This is a genomic window from Rossellomorea sp. LJF3 (genome assembly GCF_037046045.1).
Classification (GTDB): Bacteria; Bacillota; Bacilli; order Bacillales; family Bacillaceae_B; genus Rossellomorea.
Window position 1 is genome coordinate 100,819 of record NZ_JBANLY010000003.1, and the last position, 17,060, is coordinate 117,878.

Here is a 17,060-nt window from a genome sequence, read left to right on the forward strand (position 1 = left end):
TATGTAGTACAATGTATACACTGTCCACATTTTTTAGAAGAAAAACTTAACGTTCATAAAGAAAAGCAGACCTCAGGAGGTCTGCTTTTCACGTTCATTTTTTCATGTTTTGAGGCAGGTTTCCATCCGGGCTGATGAGTGAGGAAGCATAGTCATCTGTGAAGATGTCCAAAGCCAGACGATTGACTTTATCCATGGTCACTCCATCGATTTCTTCAACGATTTCATCCAGGGTCCGGTGTCGTTTCAGCAGTAATTCATTCTTTCCGTTCCTGCTCATACGGCTATTGGTGCTTTCTAAGCTCAGCATAAGATTTCCTTTTAACTGCTCTTTGCTGTTTTGCAGTTCTTTAGAGGTGATCCCTTCTGCTTTAAGAGCTTGCAGTGTACTGTCAATGGTATCGAATAATTGATCTAATTGATTGGCCCCTGTTCCCCCATAAATGGTCACCATCCCGCTGTCTTCGTATGCGGAATGATATGAAAATACAGAATAGGCAAGTCCTCTCTGTTCGCGAACCTCCTGGAAGAGACGGGAAGACATACTTCCACCCAATACATTATTCAACACAATCAAATTGTAAATGTCGGGGTGACCGATCTCAAGACCATCGAACCCTAAGCATAAATGTGCCTGTTCCGTATCTTTCTTGCGGGCAAGCTTATTGTAATGAAAAGCAGGCTTTAGCCTCTCTTCCGGCCCTTTTCCACCTTCATATGAACCGAATAACTTTTCAACTTCTTTGATGAATGACTCATCCACATTTCCGGCAACGGATACCACAACTTGATCCGGTGTGTACATGTCATGCATGTATTCCTTCAATTTAGACTGATTAAATGTGTTCAGTGTATCTTCCGTTCCCAGGATCGGATACCCCAGTGGATGCTTTTCATAAATTGCCTTACTGAGTAGATCATGAACAATATCGTCAGGGGTATCTTCATACATTTTGATTTCCTCATACACTACATTTTTTTCCTTATTCAATTCCTCTTCTACATAAGTGGAGTTGAAAAACATATCTGAGAGTGTATGTAATGCGTAATCTGCATGATTGTCCAATACTTTTGCATAATAGCACGTATATTCCTTTGAAGTAAATGCATTAACCTGTCCGCCTATGCTATCAAAGGACTCGGCTATTTCACGTGCAGTCTTGGTCTTTGTGCCTTTAAAAAACATATGCTCAAGAAAATGGGAGATCCCATTATTTTGTTCAGTTTCATTACGTGAGCCGGTACCGATCCAGACCCCTATCGCTACGGAGCGAACGTGTGGAATTTCTTCCAGTACAATTCGCAATCCATTTTGGCATGTATATTTCTTAATCAAGAAAGTTCCTCCTATTCATGATGCGAAGTTACTGCTTCTTCTTACTATCTCCTTGTTGTGGCGAATTATCTGCCTCTTCAACGATTCTCTCTTCTCTCACTAAACTTGAAATCGTACCCAGCCTTAAGTTTTTTTCTTTTATTTGAAGAATCAGCGTGTTCAATGAATTGGCTGTTGAAGCAGTCGGATGCATGAGTACAATCGCCCCTTTGTGCATCTTGCCCATCACACGTTCAATCAGCACATTGGGTTGTGGTTTTTGCCAATCGATCGTGTCCACACTCCACATGATTGTCCTCATATGCATTTCATCTGCAATTTTAACGACTTCATCCCTGTAGCTGCCGCTTGGGGGAGCAAACCACTTTACTTTTTCACCGGTGGTCACTTCAATCATTTCATTTGTTTTTTTCAATTCTTCTCTTACCTTGGTTGCTTCAAGCACTTTCATATCAGGATGGGAATACGAATGATTCCCCACCTCATGCCCTGCATCCACGATCATCTTCGCCAAGTCAGGGTTATTCTTCACCCATCTCCCCTCTAGAAAGAACGTAGCATATACCTGATGCTTTTTCAAAGTTGCAAGCATATCAGGGATGTATTCATTCCCCCACGCTACATTGATAATAAAGGACACCATGGGCTTATCAGGATTCCCACGATAAACAGGAGAGGCAGGTAAATCAGGTAAATGCTTTTCTGGAGGGATTTGTTTGTAGATCAGTTTGTCTTCATCAAACGATTTTTCTTTCTTCATGTTTTGTAAAGACGCCTCTACGTCTACTTTCAATCCATTATATCCAGGTGTAGCTTTCCAAACGCTATCTATCACAGCATCCTGAGCCGGTATCTCTCTTGATTTAGCTTCCTCTTTTATCATACGGGTGAGGTCGTTTGTGCTGTTTACTCCATTCACTACTACCGCCTCTTGCTTTAAGCCGTTCACATACTGATCTGATAGAGGATTCTCCACTACTACTAAAGTCAGAATAGCAATTAGACTAAATCCAATCAAGTATTTTTTTTCCATCCCTGTCCACCTTCCTTCTCCTACAAACATATGTAAGAAAAGAACAGGGTAGAACACGCGCCATTAAAGCTCATCGAACAGATAAAAAAGGCCGTCCCGGAGGAGAGTTTGCTCCCTACAGGACAGCCTGCCAATCTTAAAGATTAACCTTGGTTTTGTTCTTCCTTTTCGCGCTGTTCCTTAAGAACTGCTTTTCGTGATAAGTTGACTCTTCCTTGATTATCGATATCCAGAACCTTTACAAGGATTTCGTCACCGATCGCCACTACATCTTCCACCTTGCGGATGCGTTCTTCTGCAAGTTCAGAAATATGGACAAGTCCATCTTTACCACTGAAGATTTCTACAAATGCACCGAATTTCTCAATTCGTTTCACTTTTCCAAGATACATTTGTCCAGCTTCAACTTCTCTAACGATATCTTCAATCGTTTTCTTAGCTACTTTATTCATCTCTTCATCGGTAGATGAGATGAAGATCGTTCCGTCCTGCTCAATATCAATCTTAACGCCTGTTTCGTCGATGATCTTATTGATCTGCTTACCACTTGGTCCAATGACGTCGCGGATTTTATCAGGATTGATATGCATGGTCAGGATTTTCGGAGCGTATTGGGACAGGCTCGTTCTTGCTTCACCGATTGTTGCTAACATGCTGTCAAGAATCTGCATTCTTCCCTTTTTCGCTTGTTGAAGTGCTTCTTCCAGAATTTCACGGGATAACCCATCAATTTTGATATCCATTTGAAGAGCGGTTACACCTTTAGAAGTCCCGGCTACTTTAAAGTCCATATCACCAAGGTGATCTTCCATTCCCTGAATATCTGTCAGGATGGAATAGTTTTCACCTGACTTGATGAGCCCCATTGCAATCCCTGCTACTGGTGCTTTAATAGGAACACCGGCATCCATCATTGCAAGAGTACTTGCACAAATGCTTGCTTGAGAAGTTGAACCGTTTGATTCGAGTACTTCCGATACAAGTCGGATTGTATAAGGGAAGTCTTTTTCGTTTGGAATGATTGGATCCAGAGCCTTTTCACCTAGAGCCCCATGTCCGATTTCACGACGGCCCGGTCCTCTGATCGGTCCTGTTTCCCCTACACTGAATTGAGGGAAATTGTAATGATGCATGAATCGTTTTGATTCTTCGATCCCTAAACCATCAAGGACCTGTACATCTCCAAGAGCTCCCAATGTACAAATGCTTAATGCTTGGGTTTGTCCACGTGTGAACAATCCTGAGCCATGCGTTCTTGGAAGTAATCCAACCTCTGAAGAAAGTGGACGGATTTCATCAACCTTCCGGCCATCCGGACGTACTTTGTCTTCTGTTATCAGACGACGGACTTCATTCTTCACAAGCTTGTCCATCACTTTCTTTACTTGCTTCAGGGTAGCTTCATCAGCTTCCTTCTCTTCTTCATATACAGCCATCACTTTATTCTTTACTGCTTTGATTGCTTCTTCACGAGCATGCTTTTCTTGAACCTGAATGGCAGGGATCAATTCACTTTCACATAAGGAACGAACTTCTGATTCAACGTCTTGATCTAATTCAACAAGTTGAATTTCAGATTTTTCTTTACCGACTTTAGCGACGATTTCCTCCTGGAAAGCAACCAGACGCTTGATTTCTTCATGACCGAACATGATTGCTTCAAGCATTGTCTCTTCAGGAACCTCATCTGCACCCGCTTCTACCATATTAATGGCATCTTTCGTACCGGCAACGGATAAATGGATCTCACTCTTCTCCAATTGCTCTACAGAAGGGTTAATGATGAATTTCCCATCGACAAGACCAACGATGACTCCTGCAATCGGACCTTCGAACGGAATATCTGAAACCGATAGCGCTAATGAAGAACCAAACATAGCTGCCATTTCGGATGAACAATTCTGGTCTACACTCATTACAATGCTGATTACTTGAACTTCATTACGGAATCCATCTGCGAACAATGGTCGGATGGGACGATCTATCAAGCGGCTCGCAAGGATGGCTTTCTCACTCGGGCGGCCCTCACGTTTAATGAATCCTCCAGGGATTTTACCCACTGCATATAATCTCTCTTCATAGTTAACGGTTAATGGGAAGAAATCCAAAGGCTTTGGCTCTTTAGAAGCTGTAGCACTGCTAAGTACCGCAGTATCTCCATAACGTACCATTACCGCTCCATTCGCTTGTTTGGCAAATTGGCCAACTTCGACCGTCAATTCTCTTCCGGCCCATTCGATGGAAAAGGTTTGTTTAGTTTGTTCCATAAAGTGTACCCCTCTCTTTATATATCACTAAAAGGTTCGGCCTGTACCCAACCCGGATAAACATAAAAATTAATCTATATCATGCACATATGCGCTGTTATATTCGTTTGATTTGAATCCCTGCTGACTATGTAAATACAGGATGTTGTATCAAAGCGGATGCCAGACCCATTGTACGATGGGTTTCCATCCATATTGTATACATATTATGTATTTTAGACAAAAACGAGAAAAATGAATACTTCAAATGATGAAAATGTATAAAAAGAAGTGGAGGATCATACAAAGATTTCCACTTATGAAAGCTAAAGAAAAAGCGGGACATAATCCCGCTTCCTTTGTCTGTTTATCGACGTAAACCTAATTTGTTAATTAACTCACGGTAGCGTTGTACATCTTTCTTACGTAAGTAAGATAATAGATTACGACGGTGACCTACCATTTTAAGAAGACCGCGACGAGAGTGGTGATCTTTCTTGTGAACGCGTAAGTGATCGTTCAGGTTGTTAATTTCTTCAGTTAGGACAGCAATTTGAACTTCTGGAGATCCAGTATCGTTCTCATGTACTTTGTATTCACTGATAAGTTCGTTTTTACGCTCTTTAGTGATAGCCATCCTTTTCACCTCCTAATAATTTCTTTCAAATCCCCTGTTACTGAGCAGCCGTTGGTGAATCGTGATGCCAAGCAAAGGTTCATTTCATACGATATTTAGAATACTACTCTTTTAAATAAAAATCAAGTGTAATCCTCAATTTTTCGCAAAGTAGTCTATCGCCTGGTCCTTATCTTTCTGAATTTGGGAGATTAACTCCTCTATTCCGGAAAATTTCTGTTCGTCCCTTATTCTATCATACCATTCAATGAACACTTCTTCTCCGTAAATGGAAGTGTGGAAATCAAAAAGATGGACTTCGATTGTCAAAGAATAGTCGTCCGGATTTTTAAAGGTTGGCTTGTACCCGATATTGCACACACCATCGAACCATTTATCATAAATTTTCATCCTTACCGCATAAACCCCAACCTTAGGGGTCAGGTAGTCATCGGAGAGTTCGATATTCGCTGTAGGGAACCCGATTTTCCTACCTCTTTTATCTCCATGTATGACCGTTCCCTTCATTTTGAACGGTCTGCCAAGAAGCTTTTTCACCCTGGATACGTCGCCTTCTTTAAGGTTCTCCCTTATCAAGGAAGAGCTCACTTTCAAATCCAGATCAGCATCTGTCAGCTTTGAAACGGTCGTTGAGGAGAACATATCGCGGGAATGGAAGGGCAGGGTTTCCATCGTACCCTTCCCCATTCTGCCATATGAATAGTCATATCCTGCTACTACATGCCTTACATTTAGGCCGATAATATATTGATCGACGAAGTCCTGAGGAGTCAGATTTGCAAATTCCGACGTAAACCGGACAATGAATAAGTAATCCACACCGAGTTCCTTTATGATTTCTTTCTTATCTTCCAATGGTGTTATGTAGTGTATATGCTGGTGTTTATGACCTAGTACAACGGAAGGATGGGGATCAAATGTCATCACGGCGCTCGAAACATCCTGTTCCTTCGCTTCTTCCACTGCTGCCCTGATCACCCTTTGATGTCCTTTATGAACTCCATCGAAGTATCCCAGGGCGAGTACCAGGGGTGGAAATTCATTCTTACTAATTGAATGGGGATGATGTACAGTTATTACTTTCACAGTATTTCACCTTTTTCACTAGTCGTTGAAAAGCACTTTGACAGGCTTGATAATCCCAGGCTTGTCAGGATGCCGCTGATAAATGGCGATGGCCTTGCCTTTATGCTCCATCACTACGGAACCGTCCTGCCAGTCCTCAGGCTCTTCAAGGCGTGCTCCGTTCTTCACTTTCTCTGCTAATGTATCACTAATTGTCATTTTCGGCAAATGAGAAAGCCCCATTTCCAGTGGAAGAAGAAGGTTTTGTGGCTCTTCATTCTGAACAAACTCCTGTATCTGTTCGAACGTGAAACAATCTTCTTTTCTAAAACTTGCTGATTGCGTACGCGTAAGGGCGGACATATGAGCAGGATACCCCAGTCCATTCCCGATTTCAACGGCAAGCGTCCTTACATAAGTTCCTTTCCCACACACCACTTCAAAGGTGAATGAAGGATGATCAAGGTCTAACTCATTCCACTCCTCCAGCAATTGCAGCCTTTGGATATGTACAGTCCTTGAAGGTCTTTCGACTTCTATGCCCTGTCTCGCATATTCATATAACCGCTTTCCATTTACTTTGATTGCCGAAAACATAGGCGGTGTCTGGATGATGTCACCAGTCAAACTTTGAAGAATCTCCTCAACTTCCATTCTTCTGATGATCCGGTCCACCTTCTTTTCTTCGACCTTCTCTCCCCAAGCGTCCTCTGTAGTGGTGGAATATCCGATCGTGACTTCTCCTTCATAGGTCTTTCCGGATGCTGTTATATACTCCGCTATCTTGGTGGCCCGTCCGACGCAAATGGGCAGGACACCCGAGACTTCAGGGTCCAGGGTACCGGTATGGCCGACTTTTTTTGTTTTGAGTAGTTTCCTCAACTTAAAGACACAATCATGGGACGTCATTCCCCTGGGCTTCCATAAGGGCAGGATACCATTCATCTATATTACCTCCAGTATGTATTATATTGGATCCATACAAGTGAAACATAAAGGGCTGATCCTCTGGAATTGTACTTCCGTCCGGATCAGCCCTTTCATATTACTCTTCTGTATCTTTAGACTCTTCTGGTTCATCTTGAACTTTTCTTAATAAAGATTCAATATGGTTACCATAATCAATCGACTCATCAAACTCAAAAATAATTTCAGGTGTTTTACGCAGGCGGATTCTCTGTCCCACTTCGGAACGGATGAAACCTTTTGCCTTTGCAAGACCTTTCAGAGTGTTCTCTCTTTGGTCTTCCCCACCCAGAACGGTAATATACACTTTTGCCTGTTGTAAGTCCCCGGATACTTGTACATCTGTAACCGTTACAAAGCCAATACGTGGATCCTTTATTTTTCGTCCGATAATATCGCTGAGCTCTTTCTTCATTTGCTCGCTAACACGATTCGCACGATGGCTCATCAATATCACCTCTTATATGTCGTTAATGGTTATACGTTGATATAAGGCGTTCCTTATAGTGACTCGATTTGGGTTTCCAGTCGTTCCCACTCAGGAAAAGAATCCATGAATTTCAATGCATGTTCAATCTCTCTTTCACTCGCCCCTTTGGAAGAAGCGACAGTGACGATGGCAATCCTTGTACGCTGCCATACATTTTGATGTCCGATTTCAGAAACCGATACATTGAATTTTTGTTTAAGTCGGGACATGACCCTTTGGAGGACAGCCCGCTTATCTTTTAATGAGTGAGAGTCATAAATCATGCACTCACATTCAACATATGTGATCATTTACGTGTAATTTCCTCCATGATGAAGGCTTCGATGACGTCGCCTTCCTTCACATCATTGAAGTTCTTAATTGTAATACCACATTCGTAACCTTTGGCTACGTCTTTTGCGTCATCCTTAAAGCGCTTAAGGGCATCGAGTTCCCCTTCAAAGATAACGATTCCGTCACGAATCAGACGAACTCCGCTATCGCGAGAAATCTTACCTTCTGTTACATAGCTTCCCGCAATCGTACCAACTTTAGACACTTTAAATGTTTGACGCACTTCCGCCTGACCGATGATCTTTTCTTCAAACTCTGGGTCAAGCATCCCTTGCATTGCCGCTTCGATCTCTTCCATTACCTTATAGATAATACGGTGTAATCGAATTTCTACGCCCTCTGCTTCGGCAGTGCGCTTGGCATTGACGTCAGGTCGCACATTAAAGCCGATTACAATTGCATTCGAAGCAGACGCCAGTGTAATATCAGACTCATTAATCGCACCCACACCTGTGTGGATGATCCGGATATTGACACCTTCCACTTCAATCTTCATTAATGAAGCGGCCAGTGCCTCAACCGACCCTTGAACATCCGCTTTAAGCACAAGGTTCAGGTCCTTCATTTCTCCCTGTTTCATTTGTTCGAACAGGTTCTCAAGACTTACCTTCGACTTCTCTCCACGTTGGGCTTGAAGCGCCTGTGATGCACGGGATTCACCAACAGAACGAGCTGTCTTCTCATCTTCGAATACAACAAAGCGATCCCCTGCTTGTGGAACATCATTCAGTCCAGTGATTTCTACAGGAGCGGAAGGGCCAGCTTCTTTCACACGGCGACCAAGGTCATTGACCATAGCACGGACACGCCCGAAAGTATTACCGACTACAATTGGATCCCCTACTTTTAACGTTCCGTTTTGAACGAGTAAAGTGGCAACTGATCCGCGGCCTTTATCCAATTGAGCTTCGATGACTGTTCCTTGTGCAAGACGATTTGGATTCGCTTTAAGCTCTTCCACTTCACTTACAAGAACGATCATTTCAAGTAAATTGTCGATTCCTTCACCTGATAATGCAGATAATGGAACGAAGATTGTGTCTCCACCCCATGCTTCAGGAACCAATTCATACTCTGTAAGCTCCTGCATTACACGATCTGGATTGGCAGCTTCTTTATCCATCTTATTAACAGCAATGATGATCGGAACTTCTGCCGCTTTCGCATGGTTGATTGCTTCAACCGTTTGAGGCATCACACCGTCATCGGCAGCTACTACAATGATTGCAATGTCCGTCACTTTGGCACCACGCGCACGCATAGTCGTGAAGGCAGCATGCCCAGGAGTATCAAGGAATGTGATCTTCTTTCCGTCCACTTCAACTTGATAAGCACCGATATGCTGGGTGATCCCGCCAGCTTCCCCTGCTGTCACTTTCGTGTTACGGATTGAGTCAAGAAGCGTTGTTTTACCGTGATCGACGTGACCCATGATGGTTACGACAGATGGACGTTCTTCTGTTTGCTCTTCTGTATCTTCAGTGAAATATACTTCAAGGTCGGTAGCGTCTACCTTGATTTCTTCTTCCACTTCGACTCCGTATTCCCCTGCAATCAATTCAATTGAATCTTTATCCAGTTCCTGATTGATGGTTGCCATGACACCAAGCATAAATAGTTTTTTTATGATTTCAGATGGTTCTTTATGAAGCTTTTTGGCAAGTTCAGAAACCGTCAGTGATTCTGAGAATGTGATCTTTGATGGAAGCTCTTTTTTCTTCGCAGGCGTTTGCTGTTGAGGAGCCTGTTTGAAATTTTTGTTCTGCTTATTATTTTGTTTGTTGTTTCTGTTTTTGTTGTTGTTATTATTATTATTATTGAAGACCTTCTTCTCCTTTGATTGGTTCTGTTGATCGTGTTTTTTTCCTTCACGACTTTTCGGTGCTGTCTTTACTTTCTCCTTATTCGGAGCCTCTTCTGACTTGGATGCACTTGTTTTAGATTCTTTCGTGGCATTATTCCCCTGCCCTTTTGAATCACCTTTGTACATTGCATCTAATTTTGTTACTGCGTCATCTTCTATAGTTGCCATATGGTTTGATACCTCAATATTCAGTTGCTTTAATTTTTCGATCACATCTTTACTTGAAACATTGTATTTCTTTGCATATTCATATACACGCATCTTGCTCATATGTTCACCCCCACTGAGATTCAATCGAGCAGTTCGGATAATTTTTTGGCAAAGCCGGCATCCATTACGGCGACCACTACCCTGGCCTCTTTTCCAATGGCTTGACCTAAGTCATGCCTGTTTTCCACTAAGCATACCGGAACATTATATGATTTACATTTGTCCGTGATTTTCTTGTTTGTATTAGCAGAAGCATCTTTGGAAAGGATGACAAGTTTCGCTCGTCCACTACGAACTTCTTTAATAACAAGCTCTTCACCTGAAATAATCTTACGTGCCCGATTCGCCAATCCTAAAAGTGACATCCAACGATTCTGATTCATACGCTAAACGTTACTCCTTCTCTACAAGGCTAATCAATTCATCGTAAAGAGATTCATCTATTTTCGCTTGTAATTGATTGGCTAAAGTATTTTTCTTTTTTGCTAATAAAATGACGTCTTTATCCTTCGAGAGATAGGCTCCACGTCCTGATTTCTTACCGGTAGGATCGATGGAAACCTCCCCTTCTTTAGACCTGACAATACGTATCATTTCTTTTTTTGGCTTCATTTCACCCGTTGCCACACACTTGCGCAAAGTAATCTTCTTATTTACACCCATCTTGCCCACCTCTTAATCTTGATTTTCGAAATCAATATTTAAAGGCTCGTTGTCATACTCGTCCTCTTCATCCTGAGGCAAAAATGCCTCTTCACGAGGATATATTCCTAATTCACGTGCATCTGTTTCGCTCTTGATATCAATCTTCCAGTTAGTCAATTTAGCTGCAAGACGAGCGTTTTGACCACGTTTACCGATCGCAAGTGACAGTTGATAGTCAGGAACCACGACTCTGGTTGCCTTATCTTCTTCATTCACCTGAACATCCAGTACTTTAGAAGGACTCAAAGCATTGGCTACAAATGTCACGGGATCTTCCGACCACTGGACGATATCAATCTTTTCACCTTTTAGTTCGTTCACGATTGCCTGTACACGGGCACCTTTGGTCCCCACACATGCACCTACGGGATCCACTTCAGGGTTTTCTGCGTGAACCGAAATTTTAGAACGGTCTCCGGCTTCGCGTGCAACCGATTTGATTTCTACCGTTCCGTCAAAGATTTCAGGAACCTCAATTTCAAATAGTCGCTTCAATAAGCCCGGGTGTGTTCGTGAAACAAAGATTTGAGGACCTTTTGTCGTCTTTTCAACCTTTGTAATGAACACCTTGATCCGGTCATGAGGTTTGTATGTTTCGTTAGGCATTTGCTCACTCACCGGTAGGAGAGCTTCAATCTTCCCTAAAGCCACATAGATGAATCGATTATCCTGACGTTGAACGATACCTGTCATGATGTCTTCTTCCCGGTCCACAAATTCGGAATAGATAATTCCTCTCTCTGCTTCCCTTACTCGCTGGGTCACAACCTGTTTAGCCGTCTGAGCGGCAATGCGCCCGAAATCCTTAGGAGTCACTTCAAGTTCAACAACGTCTCCCACTTCGTAGCTTGGGTTGATTTCCCCGGCGTCTTCGACTGAGATCTCAAGACGGGAATCGAACACTTCATCCACGACTTCCTTACGGGCGAAGACTCTCATCGTACCCGTATCAAGGTTTAGGTCTACACGGACATTTTGAGCCTGGTTGAAATTTCGTTTATAAGCTGACACAAGTGCCGCTTCAATAGCTTCAATGATGACATCTCTTGCAATGCCTTTTTCTTTCTCTAAAACAGTTAGAGCATCTAATAACTGAGTGCTCATGGTGGTTTCATCCCCCTTTATAGTGCGGTTAGTTCCTATGAAAATGTAACAGCCAATCGTGCGATGGCTATCTTATCTGTTGGAATTTCAACCTTCTTTTTTCGAGTCTTAATGGTTACTTCTAATGATAATTGGTCTGAAGTATAGGAAAGAAGTGTTCCTTCGAATGCTTTTTCGCCGTTCAATGGCTCATATGTTTTCACATAAACATTTTTGCCGATGGCTTTCTCGAAGTCCTTGTCTTTCTTTAAAGGACGTTCAGCACCCGGTGAAGAAACTTCTAAAAAGTAATTATGAGGAATTGGGTCAATTTCATCTAACTTTTCACTAAGTCTTTCACTTACTATTCCACATTCTTCAATGTCAACACCGGAATCTTTATCGATGAATATCCGAAGAAACCAATTGGATCCTTCTTTTACATATTCCATATCGATGAGTTCCAAAGACATGTCATCTAAGATTGGTGTAACAATTTCTTCTACTAGTGTTGTTATTTTGCTCATACTTACCTCCTGGTCTATATGAAAATCTTGCACCAAGACTAGAAATGATAGTTCAAAAAATCTCCATGTAATAACGAAAGAGTGGGGTGCGACCCCACTCTTCTACCTTTAGAGCTATCTTTAGTATTTCCAATAAAAATATACCATAATCAACATTTTTATGCAAACAATTCCCGTCGTATCGGTATTAAAAGAGGGATAATTGGTTCTTATCCGGCAAGGCTTCAAGGCAGCCGTGATTATCCAGATATTCAATGATGGTCTTGGATACGCGGCCCCTTTGCTGCAGATCTTCTTTCGAGAGAAATTCACCGGCTTTCCTTGCGTTTACAATATTGATGGCAGCATTGGTTCCAAGTCCCGGGATGGAATTGAATGGCGGGATCAAAGTATCTCCATCAATGACAAATTCAGCAGCCTCTGAACGGTACAGATCTACTTTCTGGAACTTATAGCCTCTCTCGCACATTTCAAGTGCCAACTCCAGAACCGTTAACGTATTCTTTTCTTTCGGTGATGCATCCAGGCCTTTGCTATTGATTTCCTCGATCTTGGCTCTTACAGCCTGTGAGCCTCTTACCATCGCTTCGATATCGAAATCTTCCGCTCGAACGGTAAAATAAGCGGCATAGTAAAGTAGTGCATGATGCACCTTAAAGTACGCAATACGAACAGCCATCAATACATATGCGGCAGCATGGGCTTTCGGGAACATATACTTGATCTTCAGGCAGGAATCGATATACCAATCCGGTACCCCGTTCTTCTTCATTTCTTCTACCCATTCATCCTGCAGACCTTTTCCTTTACGCACAAATTCCATGATCTTAAAGGCAAGTGAAGGTTCGAGTCCCTGATAGATCAGGTATACCATAATATCATCACGACACCCGATCACTTCGCTCAGATTACAGATGTTGTTATGAATGAGCTCTTGTGCATTCCCCAGCCATACGTCTGTACCGTGGGAGAGGCCTGAAATTTGGACCAGCTCGGAGAACGTTGTCGGCTTTGTATCTTCAAGCATCTGTCGGACGAATCTCGTACCGAATTCAGGAATCCCGAGAGTCCCGGTTTTACACATGATTTGATCTTCCGTAACACCCAGAGATTCTGTACCGCTGAAGATCTTCATCACTTCAGGGTCATCGGTAGGAATCGTCTTGGGATCGATTCCGGATAAATCTTGAAGCATGCGGATGACAGTCGGGTCATCGTGTCCCAGGATATCCAGCTTCAGGAGATTGTCATGTATGGAATGGAAATCAAAATGCGTCGTTTTCCATTCGGAATTCGAATCGTCAGCAGGAAATTGGATAGGTGAGAAATCAAAGATATCCATATAATCAGGTACAACGATGATTCCTCCAGGATGCTGTCCGGTTGTTCTCTTGACACCGGTGCATCCACTTACCAAACGGTCAATTTCCGCTCCACGGATCTGAAGCTGATGATCATTCGCATATCCTTTTACATATCCATAGGCGGTCTTTTCCGCCACTGTCCCGATCGTACCTGCCCTATATACATTATCTTCCCCGAAAAGAACCTTTGTATAGTTATGGGCGTTCGGCTGATATTCACCTGAGAAGTTCAAATCGATATCCGGGACCTTGTCTCCTTTGAAGCCCAGGAAGGTTTCAAACGGTATATCATGTCCGTCTTTCTTATAAGGAACCCCGCAATCCGGGCAGTCCTTATTAGGCAGGTCGAATCCCGATCCGACTGAACCATCATCAAAGAACTCAGATTTCTTGCAGGACGGACAGACGTAATGAGGAGGCAGTGGATTTACTTCAGTGATCTCCGTCATGGTCGCTACGAAAGAAGATCCGACCGATCCCCGTGAACCAACGAGATAACCATCGTCCAACGATTTCTTAACAAGTTTATGAGAGATTAAATATATGACCGCAAAACCGTGTCCGATGATACTTTTTAACTCTTTTTCGATTCTTGCTTCGACAATTTCCGGAAGATCTTCTCCATAGATGCTTTTCGCCATGGCATAACTCATCCGGCGCATTTCCTCGTCGGCACCTTCGATTTTCGGTGTATATAGATCGTCCTTGATCGGCTTAATGACATCTACCATATCGGCAATCTTATTGGAATTATCCACTACGATCTCTTTAGCCGTTTCTTTACCAAGGAAAGAGAAAGCATCCAGCATTTCATTCGTTGTTCTAAAATGGACATCAGGAAGTTCATGACGATTCAACGGATTGGCTCCACCTTGTGACCCCACGAGGATCTTACGGTATATTTTGTCCGTTTCATTTAAATAATGAACGTTTCCAGTCGCCACAACAGGCTTATCCAGTTTCCGTCCCAGCTCAACGATATTTTGGATGATATCTTCCAGGTTCTTCTGACTTTGAACGAGATCTAATTCAATCAAATGCTGATACACTTCTTTAGGGTGAACTTCCAGATAATCGTAGAAATGGGCCTTTTCTTCAACCTCTTCTTTCCCTTTCTGCATCATCCCTTCGAATACTTCGCCTTTGTCACAACCTGAACCGACCAGGATTCCCCTACGGTACTTTTGCAGTTGTGAGCGTGGGATCCTCGGTACCCGGAAGAAATAATTCATGTGAGAAATGGAAACGAGCTTATAAAGATTTTTCAGCCCTTCTTCCGTCTGGGCAATCAATGTACAGTGATACGGCCTTGATCGTTTATACGCATCACCTTTCCCCATATAATCATTGAATTGATTATGGTTCGTGATCCCTTTTTCGACTGCGTCTTTCAACATCTTCAATAGGAGATACCCAGTTGTTTCTGCATCATAGATGGCCCGGTGATGCTGGGTCAATTCAATATCGAATTTCTTTGCCAGTGTATTCAGACGGTGATTCTTAAATTGTGGATAAAGCAGTCTTGCAAGCTCCAATGTATCTATGACGGGGTTGGTAGCTTTCTCGATGCCGGCTTTTTGATACCCTGCATTCAGGAACCCCATATCAAAGGATGCATTATGAGCGACCAGGATATCATCCCCCACCCATTTATGATATCTAAGAAGGACATCATTTATCTCTGGAGCGGTCTGTACCATGTCATCCGTAATGCCTGTCAACTCAATCGTCGTGGCAGATAACGGATGATGAGGGTTCGCAAATGACTCGAATTTATCAATGACCTCTCCATCTTTTATTTTCACCGCGGCGAGTTCAATGATGGTGTCGTATACTGCGGAAAGCCCCGTCGTTTCCACGTCAAATACAATATAGGTGCTGTCTTCGAGGGGAAGATCCCGATCATTGTAGGCTATCGGCACCCCATCATCCACGAGATTGGCTTCCACACCATATAAAAGTTTAATATCATTTTTCTTACTTGCGTTATATGCTTCCGGGAAGGATTGTGCAACAGCATGATCTGTTATCGCAACCGCTTTATGACCCCATTTTTTCGCTTGGGATACAAGGCTTGCAACAGAAGAGACGGCATCCATTTGACTCATTGGAGTATGCATGTGCAGTTCTACCCTTTTTTCATCAGCCGGGGCAGTATCGAGCCTGAGTACCGGCTTGATTTCATTCACATCATTGGCAATCATCACAAGGTCGCGAACAAATGTATCGTTTTGTATGCTTCCGCGGCAGCGGACCCACATACCTTTTTTCATGTTGTTCATGACTGCTGCGTCCTCTTTATCCCTGGAGAACATTTTGACCAGTATCGAGCTTGAGTAATCGGTCACCTTGAATGTAAGCAGGGTGCGTCCACTTCTGAGTTCTCTTGTTTCACAGTCGAACACATAACCCTCAATGGCGATACGGCGCTCTTCGTCATAAATTTCTTCGATTTTTCGGAAGTCAGCATCGTCCTTGATCGTAAGCCCAAGCATGAATGGCCCACTCGGTGCATCACTTGGACCCTCTTTTTCTGCTTTTTCCATTTCGATTAGTGCCTGTTTTGCTCGTTCCTGATCTTCTTTTAGCTTTTCTTCCAAGAATTTCTCATATTCATTGCTTTGTTCTTCCACTTGACTTACCTCGGCATCCAGAACGAATCTGGGAAACCCGAAGTTTTCGAAAGTGGAGGTGATCATATCTCCGTATTTTCTTTTAAGCTGTGTTGCTTCTGTATCATTTGAAGCCTGAACAATGATTTTGTTTCCATTGATCTTCGGCTTTTGGGTATTCAATAATTTTAATAAGGGCGGTGATATCCCTTGAATTTCTTTTACACAGTCCTGCCAATAATCTAAAATATGCTGATCCGTCACATTGGGATTCAACACTTTGATCGAATAGCCTACATTCGCAATATGCTTAAAGGATGTTTGCAGTGCAATGGAAAATTTGCTCCACACGTTACAAGGGATGATTTCTTCAAACGTGAAGTAAAAATGCCATTTCTTTTCCTTGCGGTACACTGCCAATTTCTCAATTTCAGCATGTCTGAAGTACTGCACAAAGGCATCCTCTGTTAAGCCTAACTGTTGCAGAAGCATTTGAAACCTTTCCCTTTTGCCCAGGGGCTTTTCTTCCATATTCCTTTCCCCCATTTCTACTCTTGGATCATTTTGTTTACAGAATAAAAAGGGCTGA

General features: G+C 42.7%; 14 protein-coding genes. All 14 read right to left on the reverse strand.

The window, feature by feature from the left end:
• Positions 1–94: 94 nt before the first annotated feature.
• A complete protein-coding gene (locus V8G47_RS04405; RefSeq protein ID WP_336199033.1) occupies positions 95–1,336 on the reverse strand; it encodes a M16 family metallopeptidase in 1,242 nt (413 codons plus the stop codon).
• A 28-nt stretch (positions 1,337–1,364) separates the two neighbouring features.
• The gene (locus tag V8G47_RS04410) at positions 1,365–2,369 is read right to left on the reverse strand and encodes a polysaccharide deacetylase family protein (protein WP_336199034.1); all 1,005 of its coding nucleotides are present in this window, start codon (positions 2,367–2,369) and stop codon (positions 1,365–1,367) included.
• 143 nt (positions 2,370–2,512) lie between these two features.
• Complete coding sequence (pnp, locus tag V8G47_RS04415; protein ID WP_336199035.1) at positions 2,513–4,636, reverse strand: polyribonucleotide nucleotidyltransferase; 2,124 nt, start codon at positions 4,634–4,636, stop codon at positions 2,513–2,515.
• A gap of 346 nt (positions 4,637–4,982) precedes the next feature.
• Complete coding sequence (gene rpsO, locus V8G47_RS04420) at positions 4,983–5,252, reverse strand: 30S ribosomal protein S15 (RefSeq protein WP_034760125.1); 270 nt, start codon at positions 5,250–5,252, stop codon at positions 4,983–4,985.
• Positions 5,253–5,387: 135 nt separating this feature from the next.
• The gene (gene ribF / locus V8G47_RS04425; protein ID WP_336199036.1) at positions 5,388–6,338 is read right to left on the reverse strand and encodes a bifunctional riboflavin kinase/FAD synthetase; all 951 of its coding nucleotides are present in this window, start codon (positions 6,336–6,338) and stop codon (positions 5,388–5,390) included.
• 18 nt (positions 6,339–6,356) lie between these two features.
• On the reverse strand, positions 6,357–7,262 hold the full coding sequence (gene truB / locus V8G47_RS04430) for a tRNA pseudouridine(55) synthase TruB (RefSeq protein WP_336199037.1): 906 nt from the start codon (positions 7,260–7,262) through the stop codon (positions 6,357–6,359).
• Positions 7,263–7,362: 100 nt separating this feature from the next.
• Positions 7,363–7,731, reverse strand: a complete 369-nt coding sequence (rbfA, locus tag V8G47_RS04435) for a 30S ribosome-binding factor RbfA (protein WP_060669663.1) — start codon at positions 7,729–7,731, stop codon at positions 7,363–7,365.
• A 53-nt stretch (positions 7,732–7,784) separates the two neighbouring features.
• Positions 7,785–8,063: a DUF503 domain-containing protein gene (locus V8G47_RS04440; RefSeq protein ID WP_336199038.1), complete on the reverse strand. Its 279-nt coding sequence runs from the start codon at positions 8,061–8,063 to the stop codon at positions 7,785–7,787.
• Entirely contained in the window at positions 8,060–10,240 is a 2,181-nt protein-coding gene (gene infB, locus V8G47_RS04445; RefSeq protein WP_336199039.1) for a translation initiation factor IF-2, read from the reverse strand. Before infB ends, V8G47_RS04440 begins: the two co-directional genes overlap by 4 nt.
• Positions 10,241–10,260: 20 nt before the next feature.
• Positions 10,261–10,563, reverse strand: coding sequence for a YlxQ family RNA-binding protein (locus V8G47_RS04450; RefSeq protein WP_336199040.1), 303 nt, complete (start codon positions 10,561–10,563; stop codon positions 10,261–10,263).
• 10 nt (positions 10,564–10,573) lie between these two features.
• A complete protein-coding gene (gene rnpM / locus V8G47_RS04455) occupies positions 10,574–10,843 on the reverse strand; it encodes an RNase P modulator RnpM (RefSeq protein ID WP_336199041.1) in 270 nt (89 codons plus the stop codon).
• 12 nt (positions 10,844–10,855) lie between these two features.
• Entirely contained in the window at positions 10,856–11,989 is a 1,134-nt protein-coding gene (nusA, locus tag V8G47_RS04460) for a transcription termination factor NusA (protein WP_336199042.1), read from the reverse strand.
• A gap of 35 nt (positions 11,990–12,024) precedes the next feature.
• Positions 12,025–12,495, reverse strand: a complete 471-nt coding sequence (gene rimP / locus V8G47_RS04465; protein ID WP_034760152.1) for a ribosome maturation factor RimP — start codon at positions 12,493–12,495, stop codon at positions 12,025–12,027.
• Between the two features lie 187 nt (positions 12,496–12,682).
• The gene (locus V8G47_RS04470; protein ID WP_336199043.1) at positions 12,683–17,002 is read right to left on the reverse strand and encodes a PolC-type DNA polymerase III; all 4,320 of its coding nucleotides are present in this window, start codon (positions 17,000–17,002) and stop codon (positions 12,683–12,685) included.
• Positions 17,003–17,060 lie beyond the last annotated feature (58 nt).

Excerpts from the sequence above, each read along its gene's own strand:
- V8G47_RS04410 (WP_336199034.1), bottom strand. The coding sequence starts at position 2,369 with ATGGAAAAAAAATACTTGATTGGATTTAGTCTAATTGCTATTCTGACT.
- rimP (WP_034760152.1), bottom strand. The coding sequence starts at position 12,495 with ATGAGCAAAATAACAACACTAGTAGAAGAAATTGTTACACCAATCTTA.
- rpsO (WP_034760125.1), bottom strand. The coding sequence starts at position 5,252 with ATGGCTATCACTAAAGAGCGTAAAAACGAACTTATCAGTGAATACAAA.
- V8G47_RS04440 (WP_336199038.1), bottom strand. The coding sequence starts at position 8,063 with ATGATCACATATGTTGAATGTGAGTGCATGATTTATGACTCTCACTCA.
- nusA (WP_336199042.1), bottom strand. The coding sequence starts at position 11,989 with ATGAGCACTCAGTTATTAGATGCTCTAACTGTTTTAGAGAAAGAAAAA.
- V8G47_RS04470 (WP_336199043.1), bottom strand. The coding sequence starts at position 17,002 with ATGGAAGAAAAGCCCCTGGGCAAAAGGGAAAGGTTTCAAATGCTTCTG.
- pnp (WP_336199035.1), bottom strand. The coding sequence starts at position 4,636 with ATGGAACAAACTAAACAAACCTTTTCCATCGAATGGGCCGGAAGAGAA.
- V8G47_RS04450 (WP_336199040.1), bottom strand. The coding sequence starts at position 10,563 with ATGAATCAGAATCGTTGGATGTCACTTTTAGGATTGGCGAATCGGGCA.
- rnpM (WP_336199041.1), bottom strand. The coding sequence starts at position 10,843 with ATGGGTGTAAATAAGAAGATTACTTTGCGCAAGTGTGTGGCAACGGGT.
- truB (WP_336199037.1), bottom strand. The coding sequence starts at position 7,262 with ATGAATGGTATCCTGCCCTTATGGAAGCCCAGGGGAATGACGTCCCAT.
- rbfA (WP_060669663.1), bottom strand. The coding sequence starts at position 7,731 with ATGAGCCATCGTGCGAATCGTGTTAGCGAGCAAATGAAGAAAGAGCTC.
- infB (WP_336199039.1), bottom strand. The coding sequence starts at position 10,240 with ATGAGCAAGATGCGTGTATATGAATATGCAAAGAAATACAATGTTTCA.